We start from the raw sequence: 17,751 nt of genomic DNA on the forward strand, positions 1-17,751 counted from the left end.
TCGAAGTGGTGCGCAGCAATGCCCATGGCGTCAGCGGCATGAGCGAGCGGCTGAGCAGCGGCTGCCACGAAGTCGCGGGCAGCAGCCAGCAACAAAGCGCGGCCGCCAGCACCATGGCCGCGGCGGCCAGTGAAATGACCGCCAGCATCGAGGAAATCACCCGGCATGCCGAGCGGGCGCTGAACATGGCCAACCAGGCCGAAGCGCTGGCCAAGGATGGCGGGCGGGTGATCCATCAGGTGGTCAACGACATGGACGGCATCGCCCGTTCGGCGCAGCAGTCGGCACAGGTGATCGCCACGCTGGACAAGGAGTCCGAGGGGATTTTCAGCATCATCCAGGTGATCAAGGACATCGCCGACCAGACCAACCTGCTGGCGCTGAACGCCGCCATCGAAGCCGCCCGCGCGGGCGACCAGGGACGCGGATTTGCCGTGGTGGCCGACGAAGTGCGCAACCTGGCGGGACGCACCAGCGCTTCCACCCAGGAAATCGCCGCCATGGTCTCGCGCATCCAGCACAGTACCCGCGAAGCGGTAACCAGCATGGAGGCGGGGGTGGCCCAGGTCGACAAAGGCATGGCCGTGACCGCCGATGTCGAACGCGCCATCGGCGAAATCCTCCAGGCCACCTTGAGCACCACGCAATTGGTCAACGACATCAGCCGCACCATCGGCGAGCAAAGCCTGGCCAGCAACGAAATCGCCCATCAGGTGGAGATGATCGCCGGCATGTCCGAAGGTAACAGCAAGGTGATTGGCCAGACGGCTTCGACCACCGATCAATTGTCGAACCTGGCGGGGCAGCTTTCGCAGTCGGTGGACCGCTTTCGGCTTTAAAACTCAGGTGACTGGAGTGGCGCTATCGCTAGCAGGCTAGCTCCCACAAGGGAGCTTCATTGAATTCGGAATTGGCATGCACCAAAGATCCGGTGTGGGAGCGAGCCTGCTCGCGATGGCGGCGCAACGTTCTACTGCTTCCGGGCGGTTTCCATCAGCCATTGCCTGAAAATCAGCACCTCGGGGCTGGGCCGTTTTCCGGTCTTCGATTGCAGTAAATAGTGCGATTGGTCGATCGCCAGTTCGCCCTCGAAAGGGGACACGAGCCTGCCCGAGTCGATGTAGGACTTGGTCAGGCTGCGCAATACGAGGGCAAAGCCTGAGCCGGCGCTGGCCAGTTCCAGCGCCGTGAGCGAGGTGTCCACCAGCAATCCGCCTTTTCCTTGTGTGTTTTGCGCGATGCCGGCAGCGCGGAACCAGCGAGTCCACAGGTCATCGCAACCCATGATGTGAATGAGGTTCTGCTGAGCCAGGGTGACCAGTGCTTCGGGCGAGCCTGCACGTTCAAGCCAGACCGGGCTGCACACCGGAATCGACGCTTCCTTCTGGATCAGTTCCGCCTCGAACCCCTCCCAGTGTCCGTCGCCAAAACGGATATCGACCGCGCTTTGATCGGCGCCCTGGGCGTCCGCCCAGATATCGGCCAGCAAGCGGATTTCAATGTCGGGATGTGCCTCGATGAACGAGTGCAGCTTGGGGGCCAGCCAGAGCACGGCGAAGGCGGCGGTGGAGCGCACGGTGATCGAGCAGTCGCCGCGACTGCCGAACAGGCCCACGGTCGACAGCGACAACTCATCGAACGCCTTGCGCACCGAAGGCAGGTAAGCCAGGCCCATGTCGGTCAGCCGCACGCCACGGGGCAAACGCTCGAACAACTGGAACCCCAGGTATTGCTCCAGCGAGCGGATTTGCAGGCTGACGGCCGCCGCCGTCATGTGCAGGTCCTCGGCCGCGGCGGAGAAACTCAGGCTGCGCGCAGCCGCTTCGAAAGTACGCAACCAGGGGAGGTGGGGTAGCTTGTAGGACATCGCCGAGCCTTAAATTTTTTTGGCCCAAAGGCCATTTTTTTCTTGTTTGTCTTGAAGGAGCTTTACCGAAATGATGGGCACGAACAAGTAGGCCACAAAAAGAAAAATGGCCTGCCGGCTTTCGTATCGGTTCTGCGATGAACCTCGGGCATGGGGCAAGGAACATGGCGGCAGTGGGGGAGTTCGACTACATCATCGTGGGCAGTGGTTCGGCAGGTTCGGTACTGGCCGATCGCCTCACCGCCGACGGACAGAGCCAGGTACTGGTACTGGAAGCGGGCGGCAGCGACCGGCGTTTCTTCATCAAGATGCCGATTGGCTACGGCCGTACGTTCTTTGATGAGCGCATCAACTGGAAATACGAGACCGAGCCGGAATCGGCCATCGATTCAAGACGCAGTTATTGGCCGCGCGGGCGGGTGATGGGCGGCTCCAGCTCGATCAACGCCATGGTCTACTGCCGTGGCTTGCCCGTGGACTTCGACGGCTGGGAGCAAAGGGGCAATGCCGGATGGGGTTGGGCCGATGTCCTGCCTTACTTCCAGCGCTCCGAACGGCGTGTCGATGCGCAAGGCAATGCGGCCCAGGGCGGCCCGTTGTACGTCTCGGATGTCACCGCGCAACTGCATCCGCTGCGCCGCCATTTTTTTGCGGCCGCCCAGGAAGTGGGGCTGCCTTACTCCGAAGACTTCAATGGCAGCAGTCCCGAAGGTGTGGGCGTCTATCAGATCAACACCTTCAAAGGCATGCGCTGCTCGGCGGCGGATGCGTTCCTGCGCCCGGCCATGCAGCGCGATAATCTGCGGTTGATGACCCATGCTCTGGTTCACCGGGTACTGTTCGACGGCCGTCGCGCGGTCGGGGTGGAGTTCGAGCACAATGGACAAGTGCAGACCGCCCGTGCCCGACGCGAGGTCATTCTCAGCGCAGGGGCGGTGAATTCACCGCAATTGCTGCAATTGTCCGGTGTCGGACCCAAGGCATTGCTGCGCCGTCATGGCATCCCCGTGGTGCTGGACAATGAGGCGGTGGGTGGACAACTACAGGACCACCTGGGCATCAACTACTACTACAAGTCGACCGAACCGACCCTCAACAACCTGCTGTCGCCGTTGCACGGCAAGTTGTGGGCGGGGCTGCGCTACGTGTTGACGCGCAAGGGGCCGCTCAGCGTCAGCGTCAATCAGTCCGGCGGCTTTGTGCGTTCCGATGCCCTGAGCGAATCGGCGGATACACAGCTGTATTTCAACCCGGTCACCTACTCGACGGCGCCGGAAGGCAAGCGCCCGTTGATGAACCCTGATCCGTTCGCCGGGTTCATCATTTCGTTCCAGCCTTGCCGACCCAAGAGCCGCGGGCGTATCGACATTTGCAGTGCCGACCCGCGCGTCGGGCCGAAGATTCGCCCCAATTACCTTTCCGATCCGGACGATGTCGCGGGCGTCATTGCCGGCGGCCGGCTGATCCAGCAGATGGTCCGCACCCAGGCCTTGCGCGGCCTGATCAAGGAGGCCATCGCACCGGACCTGGACGGCATGTCCGATCAACAGATCCTCGACGATTTCCGTCAGCGTTGCGGCTCGGTGTTCCATCCGGTCGGCACCTGCGGCATGGGCCCCGATGCCAGTAACTCAGTGGTCGATACGCGCTTGCGGGTCCATGGGCTGAAGGGCCTGCGGGTGGTCGACGCTTCGATTTTTCCCACGATTACCTCGGGCAATACCAACGCTCCGACCATCATGGTCGCGCAGAAAGCGGCCGATTTGATTCTGGCCGACAACAAGAAAATGGAGTGGCGTGATGCGCATCAAGAAGCTTGAAACCTTTTGCGATCCCTATGTGGGTTTTGTCCGCGTCACCAGCGACACCGGCGCGATCGGATGGGGGCAGCTGTCGACTTACAACGCCGATATCACGGCACAGGTGTTCCACCGTCAGGTGGCACCTTATGCGCTGGGCGCCGATGCGCTGGATATCGAAAGCCTGATCAGCCTGATTCCCGAGCGCGAACACAAGTTTCCGGGCACCTATCTGTGCCGGGCCATGGCCGGGCTCGATACCGCCCTGTGGGACTTGCGCGGCAAGGTCGAAGGCAAGCCCGTGGTCGAGTTGCTCGGCGGTACGCCGGGGCAGTTGCGTGCGTATGCTTCGTCGATGCGCCGCGATATCAGTGCCGAGAATGAAGCCAAGCGCTTTTTGCAGTTGCGCGATGACTATGGTTTCGACGCCTTCAAGTTCCGCGTGGGTCGCGAGTGCGGCCATGACATTGACGAGTGGCCGGGGCGGACCGAGCAAATCGTGCCGACGATCCGCAAGGCATTGGGCGACGGAGTATCGCTGCTGGTCGATGGCAACTCGGGGTTCTCCCCCAAGCGTGCCATCGAAGTCGGCGGCATGCTGCAAGACTACGGCATCGAGCATTTCGAGGAGCCGTGCCCGTATTGGGAACTGGAGCAAACCCGGCAGGTGACCGAAGCCTTGACCCTGGACGTCACCGGCGGCGAGCAGGATTGCGACCTGTCGACCTGGCGCAGAATGATCGAGATGCGCGCCGTGGATGTGGTGCAACCCGATGTCCTGTACCTGGGCGGCATCACCCGCTCGATGAAGGTCGCGCGGATGGCCGAGCAGGCCGGGCTGCCTTGCACGCCGCACAGCGCCAACCTGTCCCTGGTGACCTTGTTCACCATGCATTACCTCAAGGCGCTTCCCAACGCCGGCAAGTACCTGGAACTGTCGATTGAAGGCCTGGATTACTACCCATGGCAGGACGGCTTGTTCGTCGAGTCGCCCTACACCGTCAAGGATGGCCATGTGACGGTCAGCGATGCGCCGGGCTGGGGTATCGAAGTGTCGCCGCAGTGGCTGGAACGCTCCACCTATCAAGTCAGTGAGGTGGCGCGATGAGCACGGTCACCGACGCGCTGATTGCCGAGTATTTTGCCAGCGGTACCCTGAGCGGCTTGCCCCGTGACCATTGGATCGATGGTCAATGGCGTGCTGCCGCCAGTGGCGACTCCATGGAGACCTTCGATCCGGGCCTTGGCCGCGCGTTTGCCGGTTTTGCCTCGGGTGACGAACAAGACGTCGAACTGGCGGTGGCTGCTGCCGACAGGGCCTTGCGCGGCCCGTGGGGCAAAGCCACACCCGCCGAGCGCAGCCGCACGTTGATGCGCGCAGCCGAAGGTATTCGTGCCAACGCCGAACGACTGGCGGTGATCGAAACCCTGGACAATGGCAAGACCCTGAAGGAGGCGCAATCGGATGTGCGCTCCGCCGCGCGCCTGTTCGAGTACTACGCCGGCGCGGCCGACAAACTGCACGGCGAAACGATACCGCTGGGACCGGATTACGTTTCCAGCACCCACCTGGAACCTGTGGGTGTCACCGCCCACGTGATTCCCTGGAATTATCCGTTCTCCACGGCGGCACGGGGCCTCGCGCCAGCACTGGCGGCAGGTTGCACGGCGGTGCTCAAACCGGCCGAGCAGACCCCCATGACCGCGCTGTTGCTGGCCGAAATCCTGCATCAGGCCGGTTTGCCGGCCGGTGTCTGCAACGTCATCACCGGCACCGGCGCCAGAGTCGGCGCTGCCCTGGTGGCTCATCCAAAAGTCCGTCACGTCACCTTTACCGGTTCGGTGCAAACAGGCCAGGCGGTCATGCAGGCCGCTGCACGCAACATCACCAGTGTCACGCTCGAACTGGGCGGTAAATCGCCGATGGTGGTGCTGGGCGATTGCGACATGGAAAAGACCGTCGAAGATGCGCTGTGGGCGATCTATTCCAACGCCGGACAGATTTGCTCGGCCGGCTCGCGCCTGGTCATCGAGCGCGGCATCCACGCCGAGTTCGTCGAACGCCTGGCGGCCCGGGCCAATCAGCTGACCATCGGCCATGGCCTGAAGAATCCGGAAATTGGCGCCATCAGCTCACTGGAGCAGTTGGAAAAGATCAGCACCTACGTCGAAGATGCCAGGGCTCGGAAAATCAGGATCGCGGCGGGAGGGACCCGGCTGACGGATGCCCAGAGCAATGCCGGCTGGTTCTTCGCGCCCACGCTGCTCGACAACGTCAAACCCGGTGATCGCCTGGTGCAGGAAGAAATCTTCGGCCCGGTACTGTCGGTGCAAGTGGCCGACTCGGTCGAGCATGCACTGGAACTGGCCAATGGCACGCCGTTCGGACTGGCCGCTGGCATCTACAGCCGCGACATCACCAAGGCGCTGCGCCTGGCTCGCGATATCGACGCCGGGCAGGTGTACATCAACGAGTACTACGCCGGTGGAGTCGAAACGCCATTTGGCGGCAACAAACTGTCGGGCTTTGGCCGTGAAAAGGGACTCGAAGGCTTGCGCAGCTACTGCCGGGTCAAGGCGGTGACTGCGCGGATATAAAAGGTGGTTAGAGGTACAGCGACACGTGTGTGGGTCCGGCGAAGGTGATGAACACCCGCCCAGACAACTCCTGATAACAACAGCCAATAACGGGGACACCTCATGAGCAAACTCATTGACGATCTGACACAAGGCCTCAAGCAAGGGCGAATTGATCGACGTACCTTCATGCAGTGCATGCTGGCGGCAGGCGCCGGCATGGCACTGGCCACCAGTTTCCCCGGTCGTGCCCTGGCCGATACGGTGGGCAGCCCCAAGCGCGGCGGACACTTCAAACTGGGTATCGCCAGCGGGTCGACCACCGACTCGTTCGATCCAGGCTCATTCGGCGACAACTACATGCAGTCTGTCGGCCATTCGATTCACAGTTATCTGACCGAAGTCACCAACACCGGCGAACTCGTCGGTGAACTGGCCCAGAGCTGGGAGCCCTCGCCGGACGCGAAGGTCTGGAGCTTCAAGCTGCGCCAGGGTGTGCAATTTCACAACGGCAAATCCCTGGAGGCGGCGGATGTCGTGGCCTCGCTCAACCATCACCGTGGCCCGGATTCGAAGTCGGCCGCCAACAGCCTGCTGGCACCTATTGTCGATATCAGCGCCGACGGCAAGGACCGGGTGATCATCACCTTGAGTGGCGGCAACGCCGATTTCCCGTACCTGCTCTCCGACTATCACCTGCCGGTGATGCCATCGCAGGATGGCAAGGTCAACGCCACTGACGGCATCGGCTGCGGCGCCTACATGCGCGAGGCGTTCGATCCGGGTGTCAGGACGCTGGTCAAGCGCAACCCCAACTACTGGAAGCCGGATCGCGGCTGGTTCGACTCGGTGGAATTCCTGGTGATCGCCGACGTGGGCGCGCGTACCAATGCCCTGAGCACCGGCGAAATCCACGCCATGAACGGTTGCGACCTGAAAACCGTGCACCTGCTCAAGCGCAACCCGGCGCTGGAGATTTCCTCGATCAACGGCGGGCAGCATTACAGCCTGCCGATGAATACCACCATGGCGCCTTTTACCGACAACAACGTGCGCATGGCGCTCAAGCATGCGGTCGATCGCAAGACCATGCTCGAAACGATCCTGCACGGCCACGGCGAGGTCGCCAACGACCACCCGATCAGCTCCGGCTACCGCTACTTCAACAAGGAACTGGCGCAGCGCGACTACGATCCGGACAAGGCCCGGTTCTACCTCAAACAAGCAGGCCTGGACAGCTTGAAGGTCGACTTGAGCGCCGCCGATGCCGCCTTCGCCGGTGCGGTCGATACCGCCGTGCTGTTCAAGGAACACGCCGCCAAGGCAGGCATCGACATCAACGTGGTGCGCGAGCCCAACGATGGCTACTGGAAAAACGTCTGGATGAAAAAGGCCTGGAGCATGGACTACTGGGGCGGCAAGCCCACGGCGGACTGGGCGTTTTCACTGGTGTACGGCAAGGGCGCGAGCTGGAACGAAACCTTCTGGGACAACACCCAGTTCAACTCGCTGCTGCTGTCGGCGCGCTCGGAACTCGACGACCAGAAGCGCCGGCAGATGTACGGCGAAATGCAAGGCATGCTGCGTGACGACGGCGGCGCGTTGATTCCGCTGTTTGCCAACTACGTCGACGGCATCTCCCGCCGGATCGGCCACGACAAGCTGGCCAGCAACTGGGACCTCGATGGCCTGCGTGCGGCCGAACGCTGGTGGTTTGCGTGAGACGCCCGTGGGGTTTGAGCGCAGGGATGCGCCTTGACCATGGGGGGAGGGTGGCATGAACAAAATCACAACCTTGCTGACTCAACGCCTGGCTCTGGGCTGCCTGAGCCTGTGGTTCGTTTCGGTGATCATCCTGCTGGGTGTGGATTTCCTGCCGGGTGACATCGCGACCGAAATCCTCGGGCAGTCGGCGACGCCCGAGGCCGTGGTTGCCTTTCGCCATGCACTGGGGCTCGATCAACCGTTGCACATCCGCTACATCCATTGGTTGAGCGCATTCGTGCAAGGCGACTTCGGCAGTTCGCTGGCCAACGGCCGGCAGATTGCCGAGCTGCTGGGCAGTCGTTTGCTCAACACCCTGTTCCTGGCCTCGGTCACGGCGTTGATCGCCGTGCCGCTGGCCCTGGTGCTCGGCTTTCTCGCGGCGATCTATCGCAACGGGTTTTTCGACCGGATGATCAACAGCGCGACGCTGACGTTCATTTCGTTCCCCGAGTTCTTCCTGGCGTATCTGCTGATCCTGCTGTTCTCGGTGAAGGCCGGCTGGCTCCCCAGCCTGGCCAACGTCGATCCCGGCCAGCCCTTGCTCGAACGCATCTATCGGGTGTTGCTGCCGGCCCTGACGTTGACCCTGGTCGTCACGGCGCACATGATGCGCATGACCCGCGCGGCGATCATCAACCTGCTGGCCAGCCCCTACATCGAGATGGCCACGCTCAAGGGCGTGCCTCGCTGGCGGGTGATCCTCACCCATGCCTTGCCCAACGCCTGGGCACCGATCATCAACGTGATCGTGCTCAACCTGGCATACCTGATCGTGGGCGTGGTGGTGGTCGAGGTGGTGTTCGTCTATCCGGGCATGGGGCAGTTGATGGTCGACTCGGTGAAAAAGCGCGATATGCCGGTCGTCCAGGCCTGCAGCCTGGTCTTCGCGGCCACCTACATTGTGCTCAACCTGACGGCGGATGTGCTGTCGGTCCTGACCAATCCACGGTTGAGGCACCCCAAATGAACAAAGTGAACATGAACGTGGATGTCGAGGCCATGGCGGCGTTACCTGTGCATTCGTCGCGATCGGGCCCGGGCCGCCGGTTGTGGCGCGGGCTGCAAACGGCGCCCTGGACCGCCCGGTTCGGCATGCTGGTCATCGTGCTGTACACCCTCGGCGCAATCCTGGCGCCCTGGCTGACACCGTACGGCGAATCCCAGGTCGTCGCGCAGGCCTTCGAACCCTGGGGGCCGCAATTCCTGCTGGGCACCGACAACCTGGGGCGCGACATGCTCACCCGGCTGCTCTACGGCGGGCGCAACACCATCGGCATCGTCGCGCTCGCCACCAGCCTGGCCTTCCTGCTCGGTGGCGCAGCGGGGCTGTTGGCGGCGGCGCGGGGTGGCTGGGTCGATCAACTGTTGTCGCGCGTGGTCGATGTGCTGATGGCCATTCCGCAACTGATCTTCGCCCTGATGCTGCTGACACTGTTCGGCACGTCGATCCCGGCACTGATCATCATCATTGCGGTACTGGATTCGACGCGGGTCTTTCGCCTGACCCGGGCGGTCGCCGGCAACGTGGCGGTGATGGATTTCGTCGAAGTGGCGCGGCTGCGCGGCGAGGGCAACGGCTGGATCATGTTCCGCGAGATCCTGCCCAACATCATGGCGCCGCTGGTGGCCGAGTTCGGCCTGCGCTTTTGCTTCACCTTCCTGTTCATCAGCGCCCTGAGCTTCCTTGGCCTGGGGATCCAGCCGCCGACGGCGGACTGGGGCTCGATGGTGCGGGATAACGCCACCCTGATTTCCTATGGCGACATCACGCCGCTGTTGCCGGCGGCCGCCATTGCGCTGCTGACCATCGGGGTCAATTTTGTAGTGGATTGGTTTCTGCACCTGACGAGTGGCCTGCGCGATGACCAGTGAAAAAAACCATGACAAGCGTCACGACACCCTTCTGAACATCTCCGGCCTGCGGATCGAAGCGCAGTGTGCGGGGGGCTGGCAGGAGATCGTCAAGGGCATCGATCTGCAACTCAAGCGGGGGGAAATCCTCGGCCTGATCGGCGAATCCGGTGCCGGCAAGTCAACGCTCGGGCTGGCGGCCATGGGGTACGAGCGGCCGGGATGCCGGATCACCCAGGGCAGTATTGTTTTCGACGGCACTGACCTGATGCAGGCTTCCCGGGAGCAGAAGCTGAAACTGTGGGGATCGCGCATCGCCTACGTGGCCCAGTCGGCGGCGGCTGCGTTCAACCCGGCGCACAACCTGATCGATCAATACGTCGAAACGGCCGTGCTGCACAACGTGCTCAGCGAAGAACAGGCCCGCGCCGATGCGGTGGACATGTTCCGCCGCCTGCGCCTGCCCGATCCCGAGCAGATCGGCTTTCGTTACCCGCACCAGGTTTCCGGTGGTCAGCTACAGCGAGCCATGACGGCCATGGCCATGGCCTGCCGGCCCGATCTGATCATCTTCGACGAGCCCACCACGGCGCTGGATGTGACGACCCAGGTGGAAGTGCTCGCCGCCATACGCGATGTGGTCGAGCAGTTCGGCACCGCCGCCATCTACATCACCCACGACCTGGCGGTCGTCGCGCAGATGGCCGACCGGATCATGGTGTTGCGTCACGGCAACACTGTGGAAGAGGCCGATACACGGCGGATGCTGTCCGCGCCGCAAATGGAATACACCAAGACATTGTGGGCGGTGCGCTCGTTGCAGCATGAGCCCAAGACCTTCGACAAAGAGATGCCGGTACTCGAACTCCAGGGTGTGCATGCCGGTTATGGACAGTTGCCGATACTGCACGACATTTCCCTGCAAGTGCCCAAGGGCGCAACGGTGGCGGTGGTCGGAGAGTCCGGCTCGGGTAAATCCACGGTGGCCCGTGTCCTGACCGGTCTGTTGCCGGCCGGCAAGGGCCAGCTGTTTTTCGAAGGCCAGGCGCTGCCCCTGGGTTATCGCGAACGCAGCCGCGAATTGTTGCGGCACATCCAGATGATTTACCAGATGCCCGACACCGCGCTCAATCCCCGCCAGCGGGTTCGCGATTTTCTCGGCCGGCCACTGGAGTTCTACCTGGGGCTGACGGGTCGGGCGAAGGAAAAGCGCATCCATGAGCTGCTTGAACAGATCGAACTCTCGCCGACGCAAATCATCGACCGCTTCCCCGGCGAACTGTCCGGCGGGCAGAAACAGCGCATCTGCATCGCCAGGGCGCTGGCCGCCGAACCCAAGGTGATCATTTGCGATGAAGTGACCTCGGCGCTCGACCAGATCGTGGCCAAGGGCATTCTGCAATTGCTGGAGCGGCTGCAGGACGAGTTGGGCCTTTCCTACCTGTTCATCACCCATGACATCGAGACCGTGAAGGGGATCGCCGACCAGGTGGTGGTCATGCATCAGGGGAAAATTGTCGAGCAAGGCCCGCTTGCTCAGGTGTTCAGCCCGCCGCACCACGACTACACCGCGCGATTGCTGGCCTCGGTTCCGGAGATGGACCCCGATTGGCTGACCCGGCGACTGGCCGAACGGGTGTCACAGGCGGTTTGAATACAGTGATTGAATGCTAAGGACGACATGACAATGAAGAGCAAAGCAGTACTGACCCGAACCGACGTTGCACACCTGCTGGACGCCGCCCGCGCTGAAGCGCTGGCCTGTCAATGGCCGGTGACGATTGCCGTGGTCGACGATGGCGGTCACCCGCTGGCCCTGGAACGCCTGGACGGCTGCGCGCCGGCCAGTGCCTACATCGCCATGGAAAAGGCCCGCAGTGCGGCGCTCGGCCGTCGGGAAACCAAGGCCTACGAAGACATGATCAATGGTGGTCGCAGTGCCTTTCTTTCCGCACCGGTGCTCAGCGCAATGCTCGAAGGCGGCGTTCCGGTGTTGGCGGGCGGGCAGGTGGTGGGCGCCATCGGCGTATCGGGCGTCAAGCCTGATCAGGACGCACAAGTCGCCAAGGCCGGCGTGGCAGCACTCGATTCGCTGTGCGAGCCGGCCTGACGCGGTTGCATCAAAGGTATTTATCCGTCACGGCGCCTTCCGACGCGCTGGCCACGGTCCTGGCGTACTTGGCCAGTACGCCACGTTTGTATTTGGGCCGTGGCCGCACCCAACGGGCCTTGCGCGCGGCCAGTTCGGCGTCGGAAACATCCACGGTCAGTTGCCGGGTTTGCGCATCGATGATGATGCGGTCGCCGTTTTCGATCAGGGCAATCGGCCCGCCTTCGAATGCCTCGGGTGTGATATGACCCACGACAAAACCGTGGGAGCCGCCAGAGAAACGGCCGTCGGTAATCAACGCAACGTCCTTGCCCAGTCCCTTGCCCATCACCGCCGACGTCGGCGAAAGCATTTCGCGCATGCCCGGCCCACCCTTGGGCCCTTCATAGCGAATCACGATCACTTCACCGGGTTGCACTTCGCCATTGAGGATACCGGCCAGTGCGCCTTCTTCGCCGTGATAGACCCTGGCCTTGCCTTCGAAGCGCAGGCCTTCCTTGCCGGTGATCTTGGCCACGGCGCCTTCGGGCGAGAGATTGCCGCGCAGCACCACCAAGTGCGAGTCCTTCTTGATCGGTTGGTCGAAGGGCAGGATCACGTCCTGGCCGGCGGGGTAGTCGGGTACGTTTTCGAGGTTTTGCGCCAGGGTCTTGCCGGTGACGGTCAGCACATCGCCATGCAGCATGCCGGCCGCGAGCATGCGTTTCATCAGCGGCTGAATGCCGCCGATGGCCACCAGCTCGCTCATCATGTACTTGCCGCTGGGGCGCAGGTCGGCCACCACCGGTGACACCTTGCCCAGCTCGACGAAGTCATCCAGCGTCAGCTCGACATCCACCGCATGAGCCATGGCCAGTAGATGCAGCACCGCATTGGTGGAGCCGGCGAGGGCGATCACCACGCGAATCGCGTTCTCGAAAGCCTTGCGGGTCATGATGTCGCTCGGTTTGAGATCGAGCTTGAGCAACTCCATCACCTGCTGTCCGGCGCGGAAACTGTCCGACGCCTTGTCGCTGCCGATGGCCTCCTGGGAGCTGGAGCCGGGCAGGCTCATGCCCAGCGCTTCGATGGCCGAGGCCATGGTGTTGGCGGTGTACATGCCGCCGCAGGAACCGGGGCCGGGAATGGCCACTTCTTCGATCTGCTTGACCTGGATTTCGTTGATGTCGCCACGGGCATGCTGACCGACGGCCTCGAACACGGAAATGATGTCGGTATGGCCGGCACCGGGGCGAATGGTGCCGCCATACACGAAGATCGACGGGCGATTGAGGCGCGCCATGCCGATCAGGCAGCCGGGCATGTTCTTGTCGCAACCGCCCACGGTCACCAGGCCGTCGAAGCCTTCGCAACCGGCCACGGTTTCGATGGAGTCGGCGATCACCTCGCGCGACACCAGCGAATACTTCATGCCTTCGGTGCCGTTGGCGATGCCGTCGGAAATGGTGATGGTGTTGAACACCACGCCCTTGGCGCCGGCGGCGTTCGCGCCTTTTTCCGCCTCCAGCGCAAGCTTGTCGATGTGCATGTTGCAGGGCGTGACCATCGCCCAGGTGGAGGCGATGCCGATCTGCGGCTTGTGGAAGTCTTCGTCGGTAAAGCCCACGGCCCGCAGCATGGCGCGGGCGGGTGCGGCTTCGACGCCGTCGATCACTTGGGAGGAGTATTTGCGCAGATCGTCTTTATCGCTCATGACACATCCTCACACACTTAATTGCGGATCACTGAGTATAGTCGGCCATCCACCATAGCCCGTAGGAGCCAGGCTTGCCGGCGAAGGCGTTTCTGGAATCGCCACATGGCGTAAGGCCGTGTTCGCGGGGTAGGAGCCAGGCTTGCCGGCGAAGGCGTTTTCGAAATCATCGCATGGCGTAAGGCCGACTTCGCCGGCAAGCCTGGCTCCTACGGGTTCGAAAATACCCAGGACCAATCAGTCGCGAACAGACGTGCGGGTTTTTCGTGACGTGATATCCTGCGCGCCAACTGGGTTTGACCTGTTCAGTTTGCCCGTCCTTGAGACGTGCGAACCGATTCACTGTCGCTCAAGTAGCTGAAGCCAAAAAAGATAAAAAGTCAGTTCAGTAGGGACATATAACGAGGGTCGACTCTATGGGTCGGCCTTGTGTGCCCGCCCTGCAACTCGATGTGCTGCTGCCCCATGACCTGCCGTGACGCATGGGGTCGCAAGCGAAAGTCGCAGGGAGGATGGCGTTTTATCTAAGGTGCTACAGATGTTTAAGAAAGTGAACACAGCCCTGCTGGGGCTGGCTTTGTCATTGGGGATGACGACGGCCCAGGCGGAAGCCGCCAAAAAGGTCGACGTGCTGCTGATTGGCGGCGGCATCATGAGTGCGACCCTGGGGGTATGGCTCAACGAGCTGGAACCGGGCATGTCGATGGAAATGGTCGAGCGCCTCGACGGCGTCGCCCAGGAAAGCTCCAACGGCTGGAACAACGCCGGTACCGGTCACTCCGCCCTGGCCGAGCTGAATTACACGCCGGAAGATGAAAACGGCAAGGTGTCGATCCCCAAGGCCGTCGAAATCAACGAAGCCTTCCAGGTTTCCCGGCAGTTCTGGGCCTGGCAGGTCCAGCAAGGCGTGCTGAAGAATCCGCGTTCGTTCATCAACTCCACTCCGCACATGAGCTTTGTGTGGGGCGATGACAACATCAAGTTCCTGAAAAAGCGCTACGAGGCCCTGCAAGCCAGCCCGCTGTTCGCCGGCATGCAGTACTCCGAGGACCCCGAGGTCATCAAGAAGTGGGTACCGCTGATGATGGAAGGGCGTGATCCGAACCAGAAGGTCGCCGCCACCTGGAGCCCGCTTGGCACCGACATGAACTTCGGTGAAATCACTCGCCAGTTCGTTGCGCACCTGCAGTCCACACCGAAATTCGACCTGAAGCTGTCCAGCGAAGTGCAGGACATCACCCGCAATGCCGACGGCAGCTGGCGCGTCAGCTACAAAAACCTCAAGGACGGCAGCAAAACCGAAACCGACGCCAAGTTCGTGTTCATCGGCGCCGGCGGCGGTGCCCTGCACCTGCTGCAGAAATCCGGTATCCCGGAAGCCCGTGAATATGCAGGTTTCCCGGTAGGTGGCTCGTTCCTGGTGACCGATAACCCGGCCATCGCCGAGCAACACCTGGCCAAGGCCTACGGCAAGGCCAGCGTCGGCGCGCCGCCGATGTCGGTGCCGCACCTGGACACCCGTGTGCTGGATGGCAAGCGCGTGATCCTGTTTGGCCCGTTCGCGACCTTCAGCACCAAGTTCCTCAAGGAAGGTTCGTACCTGGACCTGCTGACCACCACCACCACGCACAACGTGTGGCCGATGACTCGCGTCGGGATCAAGGAATACCCGCTGGTCGAGTACCTGGCTGGTCAACTGATGCTGTCGGACGAAGACCGCCTCAACGCGCTGAAAGAGTACTTCCCCAACGCCAAGGCCGAAGACTGGCGCCTGTGGCAAGCGGGCCAGCGCGTGCAGATCATCAAGCGTGACGAAGCGGCCGGTGGCGTGTTGAAACTGGGCACCGAAATCGTTGCCTCCGCCGACGGCTCCATCGCCGGCCTGCTGGGTGCCTCCCCGGGCGCATCGACCGCTGCGCCGATCATGCTGTCCGTGCTGCAGAAAGTGTTCAAGGACAAGGTCGCCACCCCGGCCTGGCAGGAAAAGCTGCACCAGATCGTGCCAAGCTATGGCACCCAGCTGAACAACGACCCGGCCAAAGTGGCCGAGGAGTGGGCCTATACCGCCAAGGTGCTGGAACTGCCTGCGCCGCCGGTGATCGGGCAAGTGGCCGCTCCGGCTGCCGCGGCCGAGAAGCCGAAGGCCGTGAAGGAAAATGCGGCGTCTGACATGGCGTTGTAATCCGGCTGCCTTGCCGACCGGGCAGGGTGACAGGATGGACTGATCCGCAGAAAACGAAGCCCGCTGAACCGGTAACGGTCAGCGGGCTTTTTTGTGGATGATACCCGGCATTTTGCGGATGTCCCCCGGTCCCGTAGGAGCCAGGCTTGCCGGCGAAGGCGTTTTCGAAATCATTGCATGACATGGGACCTGTTCGCGGGGTAGGAGCCAGGCTTGCCGGCGAAAGCGTTTTAGAAATCGTTGCATGACATGGGGCCTGTTCGCGGGCAAGCCTCGCTCCTACAGGCGAAGGCGTTTCGAAATCATCGCATGCCGTGAGGCCGTGCTCGCGATGTAGGAGCCAGGCTTGCCGGCGAAAGCGTTTTTGGAATCATCGCATGACATGGGGCCTGTTCGCGGGCAAGCCTCGCTCCTACAGGCGAAAGCGTTTTCGAAGTCATCGCATGACGTGAGGCCATGTTCGCGATGTAGGAGCCAGGCTTGCCGGCGAAAGCGTTTTAGAAATCGTTGCATGACATGGGGCCTGTTCGCGGGTAAGCCTCGCTCCTACAGGCGAAAGCGTTTTCGAAATCATTGCATGACGTGAGGCCGTGTTCGCGGTGTAGGAGCCAGGCTTGCCGGCGAAGGCGTTTTAGAAATCATTGCATGACATGGGGCCTGTTCGCGGGCAAGCCTCGCTCCTACGGGCGAAAGCGTTTTCGAAGTCATCGCATGCCGTGAGGCAGGAGCCAGGCTTGCCGGCGAAGGCGTTTTAGAAATCATTGCATGACATGGGGCCTGTTCGCGGGCAAGCCTCGCTCCTACGAGGCGTAGGTGTTTTCGATGGCGTCGCATGACGTGGTCCCACAGATTATTGGCGTGCACCTGCGACTCTGTTCTGTATCTGATCCGCTTTTTTATGTGCTTTCTGCGTCTGTTATGAACTCAGTTTGCCCAACACAATAGGCGCAAGTTCCGCACCTTGGCTGCGGTGCACCGCAAACTCGATAGGCAGGGGGTCTTATGGGCAAGATGGCGATTTTTCTGGGTGGCTTTCTGCTGGTGACTATTTTGATTGGCGTACTGGCAACGATTTCACCGACGTAAGCGCGAGCCCGCGGATCAGAGGCGGGAACGGGCTGGATGGCCGATCGGAGCGCGCGAGCGTCGCACGCTCCATCACTGTCATTAGCCTCGTGGCTCTGCCACCAACAGCAACGACTGCGGCCCGGCACTTTGCGGGTGCTGCGGTTCCTGCAATCCGGCCAATCTGAAATCGGCCATGTCCAGGGCATTGATCCAGCTCGACAGGGTGCGCATGTACCACGGCATCGGTTGCCACTGGCCTTTGAAGCCGGCGAAGGTTTCTTCGCGCCAGCCATCCTGGTAGTCGCCCGCCGCAGCGACCCAAGGGTGCAGCGTCTGAATCACCAGAGCGCCGCCGGGAGCAAGCAGGGCGTTCATGGCGGCGAGCAGCGGGATGATGTCCTGATGCAGCAGGGCGAAGTTGGCGCAGATCAGGTCGTAGTCGCGACCGATGTCCACCGTCGCCTCAACCAGCGCCTCGTAGCTAGCCAGATGCACCTGCGCCGCGCCCGACGCTCGCGCGGCCTCCACCAGCGTCGCATCCCCGTCCACACCCGTCGCTGCGATGCCCCGATCCGCCAGCGCCCGCAACAACCAGCCTTCGCCGCAACCCAGGTCGAGCACACGCTCGGGCTGGCGCCCCAGTATCGCCAGCACAATGGCCTGGTCGGTGACCTGCCGGCGGCTCTCGATGGTGCCGCCGCGCACGGCTTCGATCCATGCGCCAGCGTTGTGATGCCAGCTCTGCAGGAGGGTGAATTCAGGGGTGGGCATGTCGAAGTCCGTAGGTTTGGTTGGGGGCAAGAATAGAACAAGTGAGGGGGCAACGGGCCTGCTACG

The 17,751-nt window shown here is 62.3% G+C and carries 13 protein-coding genes; 10 read left to right on the forward strand and 3 right to left on the reverse strand.

From position 1 onward, the window contains the following. Nucleotides 1-839 (forward strand): methyl-accepting chemotaxis protein (locus ACQKP2_RS13635; protein ID WP_427577130.1); only part of this gene is annotated, 839 nt, incomplete at its 5' end. A 131-nt stretch (nt 840-970) separates the two neighbouring features. Here the strand turns inward: ACQKP2_RS13635 and ACQKP2_RS13640 are convergent. Continuing rightward, nucleotides 971-1,867, reverse strand: coding sequence for a LysR substrate-binding domain-containing protein (locus ACQKP2_RS13640; protein ID WP_427577132.1), 897 nt, complete (start codon nt 1,865-1,867; stop codon nt 971-973). 164 nt (nt 1,868-2,031) lie between these two features. Here ACQKP2_RS13640 and ACQKP2_RS13645 point away from each other — a divergent pair, with 164 nt between their 5' ends. From ACQKP2_RS13645 to ACQKP2_RS13680, 8 genes are all read left to right on the forward strand, one after another. Beyond that, nucleotides 2,032-3,687, forward strand: a complete 1,656-nt coding sequence (locus tag ACQKP2_RS13645; protein WP_427577134.1) for a GMC family oxidoreductase — start codon at nt 2,032-2,034, stop codon at nt 3,685-3,687. Next, nucleotides 3,668-4,774, forward strand: coding sequence for a mandelate racemase/muconate lactonizing enzyme family protein (locus ACQKP2_RS13650; RefSeq protein ID WP_427577136.1), 1,107 nt, complete (start codon nt 3,668-3,670; stop codon nt 4,772-4,774). Before ACQKP2_RS13645 ends, ACQKP2_RS13650 begins: the two co-directional genes overlap by 20 nt. After that, entirely contained in the window at nt 4,771-6,264 is a 1,494-nt protein-coding gene (locus ACQKP2_RS13655; RefSeq protein WP_427577137.1) for an aldehyde dehydrogenase family protein, read from the forward strand. The genes ACQKP2_RS13650 and ACQKP2_RS13655 overlap by 4 nt, the downstream gene beginning before the upstream one ends. Before the next feature lie 102 nt (nt 6,265-6,366). Further along, on the forward strand, nt 6,367-7,965 hold the full coding sequence (locus tag ACQKP2_RS13660) for an ABC transporter substrate-binding protein (protein WP_427577138.1): 1,599 nt from the start codon (nt 6,367-6,369) through the stop codon (nt 7,963-7,965). Between the two features lie 55 nt (nt 7,966-8,020). Continuing rightward, the gene (locus tag ACQKP2_RS13665) at nt 8,021-8,977 is read left to right on the forward strand and encodes an ABC transporter permease (protein WP_427577139.1); all 957 of its coding nucleotides are present in this window, start codon (nt 8,021-8,023) and stop codon (nt 8,975-8,977) included. A gap of 32 nt (nt 8,978-9,009) precedes the next feature. Continuing rightward, entirely contained in the window at nt 9,010-9,882 is an 873-nt protein-coding gene (locus tag ACQKP2_RS13670; protein WP_427577197.1) for an ABC transporter permease, read from the forward strand. Next, on the forward strand, nt 9,872-11,515 hold the full coding sequence (locus tag ACQKP2_RS13675; RefSeq protein WP_427577140.1) for an ABC transporter ATP-binding protein: 1,644 nt from the start codon (nt 9,872-9,874) through the stop codon (nt 11,513-11,515). Before ACQKP2_RS13670 ends, ACQKP2_RS13675 begins: the two co-directional genes overlap by 11 nt. A 33-nt stretch (nt 11,516-11,548) precedes the next feature. Beyond that, nucleotides 11,549-11,971, forward strand: a complete 423-nt coding sequence (locus tag ACQKP2_RS13680) for a GlcG/HbpS family heme-binding protein (RefSeq protein WP_427577142.1) — start codon at nt 11,549-11,551, stop codon at nt 11,969-11,971. Nucleotides 11,972-11,981: 10 nt separating this feature from the next. Here the strand turns inward: ACQKP2_RS13680 and ilvD are convergent, their stop codons facing one another. Beyond that, nucleotides 11,982-13,664, reverse strand: a complete 1,683-nt coding sequence (ilvD, locus tag ACQKP2_RS13685; RefSeq protein WP_427577143.1) for a dihydroxy-acid dehydratase — start codon at nt 13,662-13,664, stop codon at nt 11,982-11,984. A gap of 538 nt (nt 13,665-14,202) precedes the next feature. Between ilvD and mqo the strand changes: the two genes are divergently transcribed. Then, nucleotides 14,203-15,846 (forward strand): malate dehydrogenase (quinone), encoded by a 1,644-nt coding sequence (mqo, locus tag ACQKP2_RS13690; protein ID WP_427577145.1) that lies wholly within the window; start codon nt 14,203-14,205, stop codon nt 15,844-15,846. Between the two features lie 1,167 nt (nt 15,847-17,013). Here the strand turns inward: mqo and ACQKP2_RS13695 are convergent. Further along, nucleotides 17,014-17,685: a class I SAM-dependent methyltransferase gene (locus tag ACQKP2_RS13695; protein ID WP_427577146.1), complete on the reverse strand. Its 672-nt coding sequence runs from the start codon at nt 17,683-17,685 to the stop codon at nt 17,014-17,016. Between the last annotated feature and the right edge of the window lie 66 nt (nt 17,686-17,751).

It is taken from the genome of Pseudomonas sp. NPDC089569 (genome assembly GCF_050280625.1).
GTDB lineage: Bacteria > Pseudomonadota > Gammaproteobacteria > Pseudomonadales > Pseudomonadaceae > Aquipseudomonas.

Bases quoted from the DNA above. Each gene is read 5' to 3' on its own strand.
- ACQKP2_RS13645 (WP_427577134.1), top strand. From the start codon at position 2,032: ATGGCGGCAGTGGGGGAGTTCGACTACATCATCGTGGGCAGTGGTTCG.
- ACQKP2_RS13655 (WP_427577137.1), top strand. From the start codon at position 4,771: ATGAGCACGGTCACCGACGCGCTGATTGCCGAGTATTTTGCCAGCGGT.
- ACQKP2_RS13670 (WP_427577197.1), top strand. From the start codon at position 9,010: ATGGCGGCGTTACCTGTGCATTCGTCGCGATCGGGCCCGGGCCGCCGG.
- ACQKP2_RS13665 (WP_427577139.1), top strand. From the start codon at position 8,021: ATGAACAAAATCACAACCTTGCTGACTCAACGCCTGGCTCTGGGCTGC.
- ACQKP2_RS13695 (WP_427577146.1), bottom strand. From the start codon at position 17,685: ATGCCCACCCCTGAATTCACCCTCCTGCAGAGCTGGCATCACAACGCT.
- mqo (WP_427577145.1), top strand. From the start codon at position 14,203: ATGTTTAAGAAAGTGAACACAGCCCTGCTGGGGCTGGCTTTGTCATTG.
- ACQKP2_RS13660 (WP_427577138.1), top strand. From the start codon at position 6,367: ATGAGCAAACTCATTGACGATCTGACACAAGGCCTCAAGCAAGGGCGA.
- ACQKP2_RS13675 (WP_427577140.1), top strand. From the start codon at position 9,872: ATGACCAGTGAAAAAAACCATGACAAGCGTCACGACACCCTTCTGAAC.
- ACQKP2_RS13680 (WP_427577142.1), top strand. From the start codon at position 11,549: ATGAAGAGCAAAGCAGTACTGACCCGAACCGACGTTGCACACCTGCTG.
- ACQKP2_RS13640 (WP_427577132.1), bottom strand. From the start codon at position 1,867: ATGTCCTACAAGCTACCCCACCTCCCCTGGTTGCGTACTTTCGAAGCG.
- ACQKP2_RS13650 (WP_427577136.1), top strand. From the start codon at position 3,668: ATGCGCATCAAGAAGCTTGAAACCTTTTGCGATCCCTATGTGGGTTTT.
- ilvD (WP_427577143.1), bottom strand. From the start codon at position 13,664: ATGAGCGATAAAGACGATCTGCGCAAATACTCCTCCCAAGTGATCGAC.